Annotated in this window: 12 protein-coding genes; 4 read left to right on the forward strand and 8 right to left on the reverse strand. The window is 72.4% G+C overall.

The genetic code is table 11. The features are described from left to right. Positions 1–157 precede the first annotated feature (157 nt). From ABGB18_RS10795 to ABGB18_RS10810, 4 genes are all read right to left on the reverse strand, one after another. Positions 158–2,854 (reverse strand): hypothetical protein, encoded by a 2,697-nt coding sequence (locus ABGB18_RS10795; RefSeq protein WP_347695275.1) that lies wholly within the window; start codon positions 2,852–2,854, stop codon positions 158–160. Between the two features lie 84 nt (positions 2,855–2,938). Beyond that, complete coding sequence (locus ABGB18_RS10800; RefSeq protein ID WP_347695276.1) at positions 2,939–3,880, reverse strand: sugar kinase; 942 nt, start codon at positions 3,878–3,880, stop codon at positions 2,939–2,941. Continuing rightward, positions 3,865–4,791, reverse strand: coding sequence for a pseudouridine-5'-phosphate glycosidase (locus tag ABGB18_RS10805; protein ID WP_347695277.1), 927 nt, complete (start codon positions 4,789–4,791; stop codon positions 3,865–3,867). Before ABGB18_RS10805 ends, ABGB18_RS10800 begins: the two co-directional genes overlap by 16 nt. Before the next feature lie 120 nt (positions 4,792–4,911). Beyond that, on the reverse strand, positions 4,912–6,204 hold the full coding sequence (locus ABGB18_RS10810; RefSeq protein ID WP_347695278.1) for a putative sulfate exporter family transporter: 1,293 nt from the start codon (positions 6,202–6,204) through the stop codon (positions 4,912–4,914). A gap of 69 nt (positions 6,205–6,273) precedes the next feature. On the opposite strand from ABGB18_RS10810, the gene ABGB18_RS10815 reads away from it, so the two are divergent. From ABGB18_RS10815 to ABGB18_RS10830, 4 genes are all read left to right on the forward strand, one after another. Further along, positions 6,274–7,164, forward strand: a complete 891-nt coding sequence (locus tag ABGB18_RS10815; protein ID WP_347695279.1) for a LysR family transcriptional regulator — start codon at positions 6,274–6,276, stop codon at positions 7,162–7,164. A 118-nt stretch (positions 7,165–7,282) separates the two neighbouring features. Continuing rightward, positions 7,283–8,788, forward strand: a complete 1,506-nt coding sequence (locus tag ABGB18_RS10820) for an NAD(P)/FAD-dependent oxidoreductase (protein WP_347695280.1) — start codon at positions 7,283–7,285, stop codon at positions 8,786–8,788. Between the two features lie 82 nt (positions 8,789–8,870). Then, positions 8,871–9,569: a response regulator transcription factor gene (locus ABGB18_RS10825; RefSeq protein ID WP_347695281.1), complete on the forward strand. Its 699-nt coding sequence runs from the start codon at positions 8,871–8,873 to the stop codon at positions 9,567–9,569. Then, on the forward strand, positions 9,566–10,933 hold the full coding sequence (locus tag ABGB18_RS10830; RefSeq protein ID WP_347695282.1) for a HAMP domain-containing sensor histidine kinase: 1,368 nt from the start codon (positions 9,566–9,568) through the stop codon (positions 10,931–10,933). Before ABGB18_RS10825 ends, ABGB18_RS10830 begins: the two co-directional genes overlap by 4 nt. Positions 10,934–10,951: 18 nt before the next feature. Here ABGB18_RS10830 and ABGB18_RS10835 read toward each other — a convergent pair whose 3' ends face one another. From ABGB18_RS10835 to ABGB18_RS10850, 4 genes are all read right to left on the reverse strand, one after another. Continuing rightward, positions 10,952–11,218, reverse strand: coding sequence for a hypothetical protein (locus tag ABGB18_RS10835; protein ID WP_347695283.1), 267 nt, complete (start codon positions 11,216–11,218; stop codon positions 10,952–10,954). 69 nt (positions 11,219–11,287) lie between these two features. Beyond that, positions 11,288–12,139: a helix-turn-helix transcriptional regulator gene (locus ABGB18_RS10840; protein WP_347695284.1), complete on the reverse strand. Its 852-nt coding sequence runs from the start codon at positions 12,137–12,139 to the stop codon at positions 11,288–11,290. 75 nt (positions 12,140–12,214) lie between these two features. Continuing rightward, positions 12,215–12,457 carry a hypothetical protein gene (locus ABGB18_RS10845; RefSeq protein WP_347695285.1) on the reverse strand — a complete coding sequence of 81 codons (243 nt, stop codon included), beginning with the start codon at positions 12,455–12,457 and terminating at the stop codon, positions 12,215–12,217. Between the two features lie 92 nt (positions 12,458–12,549). Next, positions 12,550–13,563, reverse strand: a complete 1,014-nt coding sequence (locus tag ABGB18_RS10850; RefSeq protein ID WP_347695286.1) for a phosphotransferase family protein — start codon at positions 13,561–13,563, stop codon at positions 12,550–12,552. Positions 13,564–13,647 lie beyond the last annotated feature (84 nt).

The following is a 13,647-nucleotide window of genomic DNA, read 5'->3' on the forward strand; positions in this document are numbered from 1 at the left end:
GCAACCGGCCGGACGGGGTCTCACTTCCCCTTTGTACGGCTGCGCACGGTGGGTCGCCACCCGCTGACGAGGCCGACGCCGTGCAGGAAAACGGGCGGCGACCGGTACGGGGCCAAGTGCCGTTACGCAGGCGCCGGCCCCGGCGACGTGGCCGGGCTCAGGCGGTTAGCTGGGCCTCCAGGCGGTAGCCGTCCACGGTGACGTAGACCTGGTCGCCGGGGCGGGCGTTCAGGCGCATGAGCACCGGCTGGAGGGAGTCGAAGACCGGCTGGTGGCCCTGCCAGACCAGGACGATGGCGTTGTCGCCGGGGCCCGTCACCGACAGGAGGGTGCCGGGGCGCATGCCGAGCTGGGCCGCGTACCCCTCCGGCACCGGCACCGGGCCGCCCCTGAGATGCTCGGGGGTGACCTCGATGCGCTGCCAGCGGCGCGGGTCGGAGGACGGGCTGGGCAGTGGCGGAGGCGGGGTGGGCGGGGCGCCCGCGAGCATCGAGGAGCGGCCGCCGGACAGCGCCGAGAGCGTGGCCAGGGCCGCGGAAGGGTCGATGGCGCCCGAGGAGGCCGTGGGGATGGGCTGGCCGCCCCGGTGGTGGTGGCCGTTCGCGCCCGGGGTGCGGCGGGGCAAGGGCTGGGCCGGGGCGGGAGCCGCGGCGGCCACCGGGTCGGAGGCCGCGTCCGCCGGGAGGGCGTCGAGCCAGGCCTTGGCCGAGTGGGCGCGGATGCCCAGCTCGGTCATGAGGGCCACGGGATCGGTGTCGGGCGGGCTCGCGGCCAGGAGCTGCCGTGTGCGGGCCTGCAGGCCGTGGATGTCGCCCACCACGAGCCAGCCGTCCTGGAGGCGGCGGTCGGGCATGAGCGTCACCAGGACCCGCCAGAGCGGGGTACGCAGCGACGGGACCATCACCGGGTGGGCCGGGTCCGCACCGATGAGCTGCTCCTCGGTGGCGGCCGTGCCCAGCCACTCGGTCAGGCGGAACATGTGGCCCGTGACCGGTGCGGACTCGGAGGAGCGGAGCCACTGCAGGACGCGTTCCTCGGCGGTGCGCTGGGCCTGGGAGAGCGCCTCCCGGTCCACCAGCATCTTGTGGGCCAGCGTGCGCAGGCTGATCGGATCCTCCGCGAACAGCCGCTGCACGGCCACCGCCAGCTCGAATTTGTCCAGGCTGCGGAACAGGCTGTCCACGACCCGGACCATCGCGTGGTCGGTGTCGGAGGGCGCGGGAGCGGACGGGGACGACCCGCTGGAGGGAGTGTGGGAGACGGGACCCGGGTGGCCGGGCGTGCCCGGAGTTCCGGACGCGCCCGGGATGCCGCTGCTCGCGGAGCCCTTGGCGCTGTCCGGGCCTGTGCCGGGGATGGCAGGCATCGAGCCGGTGTGAGGGATGGCCGGCATCGAGCCGGTGTGGGGGCCGCCGGAGCCGGGGGCGCCCGGAGCGGGTGTGGCCGGGCCGGAGCCGGCGGGGAGGGGGCTGTCCGAGGCGGGGCCGCCGGGGGCGGAGCCGCCCAGGGCGGGGGGGTTCGGGAGAGAGCCGTCCTGGGGACCGCCGGACCGGGTGTTGCCCGCCGGGCGCTGGGGCAGGCGGTCGCCCTGGCCGGGGAGGGACTCGGCGGCGCCGGGGCGCTGCGGCTCGCCCGGGAGACCCTGGCGCGGGCCGCCGCCCGGCTGCTGTCCGGGGAGGGAGCCCTGCTGGCGTTGCGGGCCGCTCTCCGGCTGCCGCGCGGGGAACGAGCCGGTCTGGTGGCGCATGGGGCCATCCGCCGGCTGGGCCGCGAACATGCCGGTCTGGGGACCGCTGTCCGGCACCGGCGGCGGGGGGAACGCGCCCGGCTGGCGCTGCTGCGGGCCCTCGGGTGGGATCGCGGGGAAGGATCCGGTCTGGCGTGGTGAAGCGCCTTCGGGGGAGGTCCCCGGCCTGCGCGGCGGTGTGCCCTCGGGTGGGATCGCGGGGAAGGATCCGGTCTGGCGTGGTGAAGCGCCTTCGGGAGAGGTCTCCGGCTGGTGCGGCGGCGTGCCCTCGGAGGGGATCGCGGGGAAGGATCCGGTCTGGTGCGGCGTGGGCTGGGCCGGGAACGCCCCCGGCTGACGCTGCTGCGGGCCCTCCGCCGAGGCGGCCTGGCGTTGCGGCAGGTTGTCACCCTGGCCCGGGAACGGGCCGGTGGGCTGGCGCGGCGGCGCGCCCTCGGGCTGTGCTCCGGCCTGCGCAGCGAAGGGTTCGCTCTGCGGCTGGGCCGGGAACGAGCCCGTGCCGCCGGAGCCGCGCTGCAACGGGCGGGTGACCTCGGGGTGCCCGGCCGGGAGCGGGGGAAGGGACTCGGGCCGGCCCGGGAGCGAGGCGTCGCGCTGGGCCGGAAGGGAGCCGGCGGCGTCGCGCTGAGCGGGGAGGGGACTGGAAGCGTCGCGCTGGGCCGGGAAGGAGCCGGAGGACTCGCGCTGGGCCGGGATGCGGCCGAGGATCTCACGGAAGACCGAGCCGATCACCACTTCCGGGGTGGCCGACGGGGTGCTCAGGTCGCTGGGTGACAGGCGGCGCAGCCGTTGCCACCCGCCGAGGCCGGTGATCGCCGTACGGGTGGGCTCGGGCCAGCCGGGCAACGCGGGATCGATGTGGTGAACCGTCAGCGCGGGCAGCAGGTCGGCCAGCGGCAGGTGGTCCCAGCTTGAGGAGGCCAGGCGGGCCAGGCGCTCGCAGATCCAGTCGAGCCCCGCCGTGCCGAGCGCCCTCGACAACGCGAGGGAGGACCACCACACCGCGGGCAGGCGCGGATCGCCCAGCGCCTCGGCCACCTGCTGCGGACGGCTCCAGCGCAGCGCAGGGACTAGGTCGCTCAGGCAGATCGATGACTCGACTTCCATCGGCGGACCTTATCCTCCCCAAGTGAGCCGCATGGTGCTGCCCGAATCTAATGTGGCTTATGGTGCAGCCTACGCGGCAAGCTATCAATCAGTGTGAATAGGGTAAAGACGGTTCAGATCCAAACCGTACCGTGGTCGGCCGCCCACCTGGGCCACACATTGCCCACCGGCACGGCAACCTGCCTCCAAAGCGGCCTCCTCGCTGACACCATGCAAAGTGGCGGTGAGGTATCCCGCGGCGAACGCGTCACCGGCTCCCGTCGAGTCCACGACCTCGGCGGGCGTGCCCGCCGCCGCCGCGATCACCTCGCCGTCCACGGCCGCCACCGCGCCCTTCGCTCCTAGCTTCACGACCGCTGTGCCGTACATCTCACTCAAGAGTACGGCGGCGGGCTCCGCGCTCGTGGCGCCACTGAGCAGGAGGGCCTCGGCGAGATTCGGGAGAATCAGGTCAGCGGGGGACGATTCGCTGATGAAACGTTCAAGGCCGAAGTCTCCGAGCGGGCTGGTGGAGGCCGGATCGATGCTGATGGGGATGCCCGCCGCCGCCGCGTCGGCCATGGCGCGCCTGGCCAGCAGCAGCCCGGGTGGGGAGAAGAGGATGTAGCCGGACAGGTGCAGGCGGCCGACGCCGTCGAGCAGGGACGGGTTCCAGTCGGCCTCCGAGATCAGGCCGCCGGCGCCGCGGTTGGTGAGCATGGAACGTTCGCCGCTCTTGTCCACCATCGAGATCACCACGGCGGTGGGGTGCCCGGGGTCCACCGTGACCTGCGGGCGTACACCGGCCTTGACCAGCTCGCCGATGTGCCATTCGCTGCTGTCGTAGCCGAGCCTGGCCAGCAGGCGGACGTCGGCGCCCAGGTGGGCGGCCCAGGCGGCGGTGTTCGCGCCGGAGCCGCCGGGGCGGAGCACGATGTCGGCGGCCGTGTCGGTGCCCCACATGACCGGCGAGCCGTGCAACGCCACCACGTCGGTGACGATGTCCCCGATGACGAGCAGCGTCCCGCCCGTCACGATCGAGCCCACGCCAGGGCGATCTGGGCGGCCAGGGCGGTGTTGCCGCGCACGGCGGCCAGGTTCGCCTCCAGGGAGGCGCCGGCGGTGCCGTCCACCAGGTAGCCGAGCAGGAACGGGGTGATGGCCTGCCCCTTGACGCCCGCGCGCCCGGCGGCGGCCAGCGCCTCGGCCAGTACGCGGTCGTGCAGCTCCGGGTCGAGCTGCTGGTCCTCGGGGACCGGGTTGGCGACGATCAGCGCGCTCTCCTGGCCGCCGAGCGCGTCCTGGCCGCGCATGACGTCGGCCGCCTCGCCCGGCGACTCGATCCGCCAGTCGATCGGCTGGCCGGAGGAGTGCAGGTAGAAGCCGGGGAAGGTGTCGGTGCGATAGCCCGCCACGGCCACTCCTCGCGTCTCCAGGCGTTGCAGCGTGGCGGGCACGTCCAGGATCGACTTCACACCCGCGCAGACGACCGTGATCCGGGTGCGGGACAGGGTGTCGAGGTCGGCGGACTCGTCCTGGTCCTCGGCCCAGCCGCGGTGCACGCCGCCGAGCCCGCCGGTGGCGAAGACCCGGATGCCGGCCCGGGCGGCCAGGAACGACGTGGCCGACACGGTCGTCGCGCCACTGGCCTTCAGCGCGGCCGCCATGGGCAGGTCCCGCTGGCTCAGCTTGCGCAGCCCGGGCTCGGTCGCGACCCGCTCCAGCTCCACGTCGTTCAGGCCGATCCGGGGCACGCCGTCCAGCACGGCGATCGTGGCCGGTACGGCGCCCGCGGCCCGGATGACACCCTCCAGCTCCCGTGCCACCTCCAGGTTCCGCGGCTGCGGCAGCCCGTGGGAGATGATCGTGGACTCCAGCGCCACAAGCGGCGAACCCTGGGCCAGGGCCTCGGCCACCTCGTCGGACGGCTGGAGAACGGAGTGCGTGGTGCTGCGCATGGTGAGTTTTGTGCTCCTTGCGTGGTCCTGACCCCGCTTTACGGGAACTGGGTGTTTCACGGAATTTGTTCCGAAATAGAGGAGGGTACGGGCCTGCCGGTCCGGCCGTCCACCTGAGGATCACACGAGGAGGGTGACGCCTGCCAGAGACAGGGCGGCGATGATGCCCGTGGCGATTCCACCGAGCAGGATCGCCCGCCCGCCCTTGGCTAGTTTGCGCAGGTTGATACCGGTGCCCAGGGCGAACAGGGCGGCCGCCATCAGCACGTTGGTCGCGATGGGTGCGGCGGTGGTGACGGCGGGCGGGAGCCATCCGGTGCTACGCAGGGCGACCAACGCGAGGAACGCGGCCACGAACAGGGGAATGATCGGAGGTCTGGCCGCGTGGCGCGTGCTGGGCTGTGGGGTGGCGGTGTGTCGGGTGCCGGCCGATGGGGTGGCCCGGCGTTGAAGGCCGGCCGGTGGGATGAGAGTGGGCCGGGTGCCGGGCCGTGGGGTGGGCGGCGAGGTGGGCGGCGAGGTGGGCGTGGTGTTGGTGGGCTGGTGAGCGGTCGCGGGCTGAGGCCGGGCAGGGCGGTGGCGTTGGCGGTGGCGTTGGCGTTGGCGGTGGGTGGTGAGGGCGACGATGGGGGCCAGCAGGACGACGCGGCCCAGTTTGACCGTCACCGCGCTGGTCAGCACGCCTGTGGCGGTGCCGATCGCGGCCACCTGGGCCACCTCGTGCACGGAGGCCCCCGTCCAGACGCCGAGCTGTGCGGAGGTGAGACCGAGGAGCGGGCCGGCGAGCGGGACCAGGACGATGGCGGCGGTCCCGTACAGGACGATGACGCTGAGCGCGCCCGCGGTGTCATCGTCGTCGGCGAGGTCCGTGCTGTCGCGCATGGCGGCTATGGCCGCCGCGCCGCAGATGGACACGCCCGTGGCGATCAGCAGCGACGTGCCCGGGGGGAGGCCCAGCCGGCGGCCGATCCGGGGCGTCAGCGTGAACGTGGCCGTCGTGGCGACCGCCACGATGGCCAGGGTCTGCCAGCCCAGGGCGAGCACCTGGGGGATCGCGATCTGCAGGCCGAGCAGGGCGACGGCCACCCGGAGGACCCGCCGCGCGACGAACGCGAGGCCGGGCTTGAAGCGCTCTCCGAGGCCCGCCGTGTTCGCCAGGGCCGCACCGGAGAACACCGCGATCACGGCCGGGCTGAGCGCGGGCACGAATCCGCTGATCAGCGAGGCCACCGCCACGGCCACGGCCGCGAGGGCGAACCCGGGCCACAGCCTGCCGGGCCGCGCGCCGGTGGGGTGGGGTGGCGTGGGGGCGGCCGGAAGCGCGGGCGCGGCGGTGGGTGGCGGCGGTGTGGGGGTCGAATGTGGGGTGGAGGGGCGTGGCGAGGGTGGGGTGGGGTGATCGGGGGCGGGCATGAGCTCAGTGTTCTGAGGGTCGGGAGGGGGCGGTAGGCGCTGTTGGGTGGGAGGTCATAGCCTTGGGCTATGAGTGGGCTGCCTGATCTTGATTCGCTGAAGCTGCTCGTCGATGTGGGCGAGCTGGGGAGTCTGGGGCAGGCGGCGAAGGCGGCGGGGATCGCGCAGCCGTCGGCCAGCAAGCGCGTCGCCCATCTCGAACGCCGTCTCGGCCTGCCGCTGATCGAGCGCACGCCGAGAGGCTCCACGCTCACCGCCGAGGGCAAGATGGTGGCGGGCTGGGCCGCTCAGGTGCTGGCCGCCGCCCAGGAGCTCATGCGGGCCGTTCAGGCGGTGCGGACCAGCGAGGCGGCTCACCTGCGGGTGGCGTCGAGCATGACGGTGGCCGAGTATTTGGTGCCCCGGTGGCTCGGTGAGCTGCAGAACCGGGAGCCGGACGTGCAGGTCGGGCTGGACGTGGTCAACTCGGCCGACGTCGCCGCGCGGGTGCTGGGTGAGGACGTGGAGCTGGGGTTCGTCGAAGGGCCAAACGTGCCGGAGGGGCTGGCGAGCCGGGTCGTGGGCACCGACCGGCTGGTGGTCGTGGTGGCGCCGGGGCATCCGTGGGCGCGCCGGCGTACGGTGCTGAGGGGGCCGGAACTGGCCGCCACGCCGCTGGTGGTGCGGGAGTCCGGGTCCGGTACGCGGGAGACCCTGGACGTGGCGTTCAGGAGCCTGCGGCGGGCCAGTCCGCGGCTGGAGCTGGGGTCGAACTCGGCGGTCAAGGGGGCGGCGCAGGCGGGGGCGGCGCCCGCGGTGCTCAGCGGGTACGCGGTGGAGGCCGAGGTGGCGACCGGACGCCTGGTGGAGGTGCCGCTGGCGGGGCTCAACCTGGTCAGGAGCTTGAGAGCGGTGTGGCGGCGCGGCCGCCCGCTCACCGGCCCGGCCGCCATCCTGCTCGGCATCGCCAGCCGCCCCTGACCCTCTGCCAGACGCGTTGCCGGCCGCGGGTGGATGTCCGGTCGGTTTGCGGGGTGGGTTGCTGCTGAGGCGGGTTGGTTGTTGACGGGTGATGTGGTTTGGGCCTTATGGTGCGTTAATGGGTGTGTATGACGTGGTTGTCGCCGGGGGCGGGCACAACGGGCTGGTCGCGGCCGCGTACCTGGCCAGGGCCGGGCGGCGGGTGCTCGTGCTCGAACGGTACGGTCACGTCGGCGGCCTGGCGATCTCCGCTCAGCCCTTCCCCGGGATCGACGTGCGCCTGTCGCGCTACTCCTACCTGGTCAGCCTGCTGCCGGCGCAAATCGTCCGGGATCTTGGGCTGGAGCTGGAGCTGAGACGGCGGCGGTACGCCTCCTACACCCCCACGGGGGACACCGGGCTGCTGGTGGACAACGTGGACGCGGGACGGACGGCGGCCTCGTTCGCGGCCGTCACGGGAGACCGGCGCGACCACGAGGCGTGGCAGGACTTCTACGGCATGGTGGCGGAGGTGGCGCGGGTGCTGGCCCCCACCCTGCTCGAACCGCTGCGCAAGCCCGCTCAGATCGAGCGGCTGGTCGGGGCGCGGGCCTGGCGGGATCTGTTCGCCCGGCCGATCGGCGAGACCGTGGCGGAGCGGTTCCGCGACGACACCGTACGGGGTGTCGTGCTCACCGACGCGCTCATCGGCACGTTCGCCGATCCCGCCGTCGACCTGGTGGCCAACCGGTGCTTCCTCTACCACGTGATCGGTGACGGCACGGGCGACTGGAACGTCCCCGTGGGCGGGATGGGGGCGGTCTCCGGGGCGCTGGAGGCGGCGGCGCGGCGGGCGGGCGCGGAGATCAGGACCGGGGCGGAGATCGTCGGGATCGCGCCGTCCGGTGAGGTCACGTTCCGGTCGGGGGGCCGCGAGTACACGGTGAACGGCTCCCGGGTGCTGGTCAACCTGCCGCCCGCCGTGCTCGACCGGGTGATGGGCAGGCCGGAGACGGTCCCCGAGGGGGCGCAGCTCAAGGTCAACATGGTGCTGGCCCGGTTGCCCCGGCTGAAGGACACCACGGTGGACCCGCGGGCGGCCTTCAGCGGGACGTTTCACATCAACGAGGGACGCGATCAGCTCGCCAAGGCGTACGCGCGGGCGGCGAACGGGGAGATCCCGGAACTGCCGCCGGCCGAGGTCTACTGCCATTCGCTGACCGACCCCTCCATTCTCGGCCCGGAACTCCGGGGTAAGGCCGAGACGATGACGCTGTTCGGCCTCCACATGCCAGCCCGACTTTTCCGCAAAAATCCCGATAAATCGCGGAAAGTCGCTTTGGATGCCACCTTCGCCTCCATCAACTCCGTCCTCGCCGAGCCCATCGAAGACTGCCTGCTCCGAACCCCCGAAGGCACCCCGTGCGTGGAGGTCAAAACACCGGTCGACCTCGAGAAGGACGCGGGACTCCCCGGCGGCCACATCTTCCACACGAACCTGACCTGGCCGTACGCGGAGGACACCGGCTGGGGCGTGGAGACCGCGTACGAGCGCATTCTGATCTGCGGCGCGAGCGCCCGAAGAGGCGGCGGCGTGAGCGGAATCCCCGGCCACAACGCGGCCATGGCCGTTCTGGGTCGCTGAACCCTGGATGAGCCCAGCGGTCCCTCGGACGCCGGCGGACCCCTTCATCGCGTTCTCATGATGAGGCCCTAGCGTTTAGGCCATGAGTGAGCCCGCACGTTTGCTGGTGGTGGACGACGAGCCCGCGTTGCGCGAGGCGCTGCAGTCGAGCCTGGAGTTCGAGGGCTACGCGGTCGTCACGGCCGGCGACGGGCACGCGGCGCTCTCCGAGCTGTCCGGCAGCCCCTTCGACGCGGTGCTGCTCGACGTCATGATGCCCCGGCTCGACGGGCTGACCGCCTGCCGCCGGCTGCGAGCCGCCGGGAACAACATCCCCGTCCTCATGCTCACCGCGCGCGACGCCGTCGGCGACCGCGTCTCCGGGCTGGACGCGGGGGCCGACGACTACCTGGTCAAGCCGTTCGAGCTGGACGAGCTGCTCGCCCGGGTGCGGGCCCTGCTGCGCAGGGGCGCGCTCAACGCCGGCGTGCCCGAGATCGACACGCTCTCCTACGGCGACCTGCGGATGGACCCGGCGACCAGGGAGGTCACCCGGGGCGCGCGCCGGCTCGACCTGACCAGGACCGAATACCTGCTGATGGAGCTGTTCCTCGCGCACCCCCGGCAGGTGCTGACCAGGGACCAGATCCTGAGCGAGGTGTGGGGGTTCGACTTCGAGCCGACGTCCAACTCGCTCGACGTCTACGTGATGTATCTGCGGCGCAAGACCGAGGCCGGAGGCGAGCCGCGGGTGATCCACACCGTGCGCGGGGTGGGTTATGTGCTGCGGGCGGCGCGGTGACGCGGGGCAGTCTGCGCACCCGGCTGACACTGCTCGTCACCATCGCGGTGGCGCTCGCGGTGGCGATCAGCGCGGGCTCCTGCTTCATGATCGTCCGCAAGCAGCTCTACGAGCAGCTCGACCACCAGCTCGGCGGGGGCAAGAACCAGCACGAGCAACTGGAGGGCCTGCTGAAGGGGTGCAGCCCCGAGCCGCGCGCCGAGGACCACTACGGGCCCCAGTACTCCACCCAGGTCATCTACGGCGACGACCGTCCCACCTGCTACGACGGCCCCGCCCTGGTGGTCACCGAGGAGGACCGGGAGGTGGCCGTCGGCAAGCGCGGCCGGCACTATCACAACGGCCTGACCGAGGACGGCACGCAGATGCGCATCCTCACCGAGCAGGTCGGGCACGGCATGGCGGTCATGGACGCCAGGCCGGTGGGCGAGCTTCGCGACTCGCTGCAGGGCATGGCACTACTCCTCGGCGGGGTGGCCGCGCTGGGCGTCCTGCTCGCCGCGACCGCCGGGCTGCTCATCGCCCGCGCCGCGCTGCGTCCGGTGGGGCGCCTCACCCGGGCGGTCGAGCACATCGCCCAGACCGAGGACCTCGGCACGCACATCCCGGTCAAGGGCAGCGACGAGATCGCCCGCCTGTCCTCCTCCTTCAACGCGATGACCACGGCCCTGGCCGGGTCGCGCGAGCGGCAGCGGCAGCTCGTCGCCGACGCCGGTCACGAGCTGCGCACCCCTCTCACCACGCTGCGCACCAACATCGACCTGCTGCTGCGCAGCGAGCAGACCGGACGCAGCCTCGATCCCGGGGCCAAGGAGCGCCTGCTGGTCAACGTGAAGGCCCAGTTCGCCGAGCTGACCACGCTCGTCGGCGACCTGCTGCAGCTCGCCAGGGGCGACACCGACCACGAGCCGCACGTGGAGCTGGCCTTCCACGAGGTCGTGACCGCCGCCGTCGAGCGCGCCCGGCTGCGCGGCGCGGAGGTGACCACCGAGCTGTCCCCCTGGTACGTCGTCGGCAACGCCGCCTCGCTCGAACGCGCCGTGCTCAACCTCATGGACAACGCCGCCAAGTTCAGCCCAGGCGGCCAGGTCGAGGTGCGGTTGCGGCTCGGCCGGCTGACCGTGCGCGACCACGGCCCCGGGCTGGCCGAGGAGGACCTCCCGCACGTCTTCGAACGGTTCTGGCGCTCTCCGCTGGCGCGCGGCCTGCCGGGGTCGGGGCTGGGCCTGGCGATCGTGGCGCAGGCGGTGAAGGAGGCGGGCGGCAAGGTCGCCCTGGCGAACGCGCCGGACGGCGGCGCGATCGCGACGATGGACCTGCCGGGGACGGCCGGCCGAGGCGCGGAGGCGGAGCGGCTCGCCTAGCGTCAGCGGCGCGGCGTGCTAGGCCGGAAGGGCGGCGAGGAGGAAGGCGAGACGGGCGGCGGCGGACTCGACGTCGTCGGTGGTGCCCAGGCGGTAGCCCCAGGAGGTGACGAACGCCCCCTCGTCGGAGCAGGTCACGGTCTCCGCCAGGGTGGCCGAGAAGCGATTGCGGACCGACACGTAGGCCGGGTCGCTGGACAGGGCAAGGCTCTGGACCGACAGGTCGGCGTGGCGACCCGCGTGCCAGGCGAATCGCTCAAGGCAGAGCGCGGTATCAAGCATCATGCGTCACCTCCGCAACGTCTCGCGACAGAATTGCACGATCTTGTGGTGAGAGGCAAGCAATTGCTGCGGTTAATGTGAGGATTGTTTCCGGTATTCGTCAAGGACGCTGATGATGATGGCCCGTCCCGTCTCCTCGAACTCCGCCACTTTGGCGTAGTCGTCGAAGGCCCGGACGTAGAAGGCGACGTCGTCGGGGTCGCGCAGATTCAGGTCCTTCGTCATCGTGGGCACGGCGACCATGGTGTCGTTGTAGATCCAGAAGCCGTTGATCGGGTTGGACGGGAGCTCGGTGCCGAAGGGGACCACGCCGAACTCCACGTTCGGCAGCGTGCTGACGGCCAGCAGGCGGTCGAGCTGGCCCCGCATGACCTCGGGCGGCGCCAGGGACGTGCGCAGCACCGCCTCCGTCACCACGAACCTGAACGTGCGCGTGCGGTCGTAGAGGATCTCCTGGCGCTGCATCCGCACCCGCACCGCCGCGTCGATCTGGTCGGCCGCGCTGTAGAGGCGCTTGACCTTGCGGAACACGTGCCTGGCGTATTCTGAGGTCTGCAGCAGGCCGACGATGATGCCGGGCTCGAACACCCGGAACAGCTTCGTGCGCGCCTCCAGGTCGCGGATGTCCTCCTGGATGGCCGCCAGGCCGCTGCGGTGGCGCTGCTTCCAGTCGTCGTGCCGCTCCAGCAGCGAGACGGCCTGCCTGATCAGCTCGTCGGTCGTGTCGGGCGAGGCGCGTACGGCCTGCGCCCACACGACCACGTCATCCTCGGTCGCCGTCTGCCGGGCGTTCTCCAGGCGGGACACCTTGGACGGCTGCCATCGCAGCCGCTCGGCGAGCTCCTTGCCCGACAGGCGGGCGGCCTCGCGTAGCTGGCGTAAGTGGCCGCCGAGATCGATGCGCGCCTGCTGAAACGACGTCACGCCGCAAGAGGCTAGCCCTGACGATGCCGATCATGCCAGGGTCCGGGGCAAATGTGATCAACCGGTGGCCGACGGTTACGGCCGGTCGGCTGGGAAAGCGGTTGCTGGGCCGTCCGGCAGGACCCGGCGGGCGATCTCGGTGATGAGCTCGCGGGGGACCTCGACCGCGGTCTCGCCGTCGAGCACGTCGCGGAGGTCGGCGAGCGCCTCCGCGTCGGTGACCTGCAGTCCTTGGACGACGATGGTGCCGCGATCGGTCTCGTACAGGGTGGGACAGGCGCCCGCCTCCGAGGTGGAGCCGAGGAACCGCATTCGCATGACGATCCTTCCCCGATAGCTGATGCAATTGCGCGCAATTGTATGGCTCAGGGATGGCCTTGTGATCATATTTCCCAAAAAATCGTGATACGTCAGTCGAGGGCGCCGTCCATGAACTCCCTGGCCCGCTCGAACAGTCCCAGCGTCGTCGCGTGCAGCAGGTCCCCGATCTCTTTGGGCGCCTTGCCCGCGTACGCCCGGGCGTGGCTGCCCTCCAGCACGATGCCGAGCTTGAAGCAGGCCATCACCGCGTACCAGACGATGGACGACATGTCCCGCTCCGACAGTGCCGCGTAGTACGCGATCAGCTCCCGAGGCGCCGGCAGGCCGGGGACATGGCCGTCGTTGCCGGGCCAGGTGGCCAGCAGCCAGCCGAGGTCGATCAGCGGGTCGCCGATCGTGCACATCTCCCAGTCCACGATCGCGGCCACGCGGGGGCCGTCGCAGGCGAACATGAGGTTCGCGAAGTGGTAGTCGCCGTGCATGATGCCCGGGGTGAAGGTCTTCGGCAGGTGGCGGGCCAGCCAGTCGGCCGTCTCGGGCAGGTGCGGGATGTCGGGGCCGGGGTAGCCGTCGAGCTCGCCGTAGGAGTCGAGCTCCTTGAGCCAGCGCGGCACCTGCCGCTCCAGGAACCCCTCCGGCCGGCCGAAGTCCGGCAGCACCGCCGGATCGACCCGCCCGAGCTCGGCCAGCGCGGCGGCGGCCTCCAGCCCCATCCGGTGCCGGATCGCCGGGTCGGACGCGTGCGGCTCCGGCAGCCCGAGCGACGGGTTGAATCCCTCGACCGGCTCCATCAGGTAGAACACCGGCTCGCGCGCCGTCTGCGCGGCCACCAGCGCGGGCGCGGGCACGGAGGTGCCGCGCAGCGCCGCCAGCACCCGCGCCTCGCGGCGCAGCACCTCGTTGCTCTTCCTGCGGGCGTGCAGGGGCGGGCGGCGCAGGATGTACGGGCGACCGGCGCGTTCGAGGCGGACCATGACGTTCTGGGTGCCGCCCGGCACCGGCGCCACGCCCGTGATCGGGCCGCCGGGCAGGCCCTGGCCGTCCATCCACGCGGCGAGCTCGGCGAGGTCGATGGCGCTGACGTCGATGTGGCTGGAGCTCATGTACCGCCCTTGTCCAGAATGATATTCTAGTCGCTGACCTTATGAGGGCGCCGCTCGCCCGGTCAACCCTGGGTGAGCGCCTGT

The organism is Nonomuraea sp. B12E4 (assembly GCF_039871825.1).
Classification (GTDB): Bacteria; Actinomycetota; Actinomycetes; order Streptosporangiales; family Streptosporangiaceae; genus Nonomuraea.

Bases quoted from the DNA above. Each gene is read 5' to 3' on its own strand.
- ABGB18_RS10815 (WP_347695279.1), top strand. From the start codon at position 6,274: ATGAGTGGGCTGCCTGATCTTGATTCGCTGAAGCTGCTCGTCGATGTG.
- ABGB18_RS10850 (WP_347695286.1), bottom strand. From the start codon at position 13,563: ATGAGCTCCAGCCACATCGACGTCAGCGCCATCGACCTCGCCGAGCTC.
- ABGB18_RS10810 (WP_347695278.1), bottom strand. From the start codon at position 6,204: ATGCCCGCCCCCGATCACCCCACCCCACCCTCGCCACGCCCCTCCACC.
- ABGB18_RS10835 (WP_347695283.1), bottom strand. From the start codon at position 11,218: ATGATGCTTGATACCGCGCTCTGCCTTGAGCGATTCGCCTGGCACGCG.
- ABGB18_RS10845 (WP_347695285.1), bottom strand. From the start codon at position 12,457: ATGCGAATGCGGTTCCTCGGCTCCACCTCGGAGGCGGGCGCCTGTCCC.
- ABGB18_RS10820 (WP_347695280.1), top strand. From the start codon at position 7,283: ATGGGTGTGTATGACGTGGTTGTCGCCGGGGGCGGGCACAACGGGCTG.
- ABGB18_RS10825 (WP_347695281.1), top strand. From the start codon at position 8,871: ATGAGTGAGCCCGCACGTTTGCTGGTGGTGGACGACGAGCCCGCGTTG.
- ABGB18_RS10805 (WP_347695277.1), bottom strand. From the start codon at position 4,791: ATGCGCAGCACCACGCACTCCGTTCTCCAGCCGTCCGACGAGGTGGCC.
- ABGB18_RS10795 (WP_347695275.1), bottom strand. From the start codon at position 2,854: ATGGAAGTCGAGTCATCGATCTGCCTGAGCGACCTAGTCCCTGCGCTG.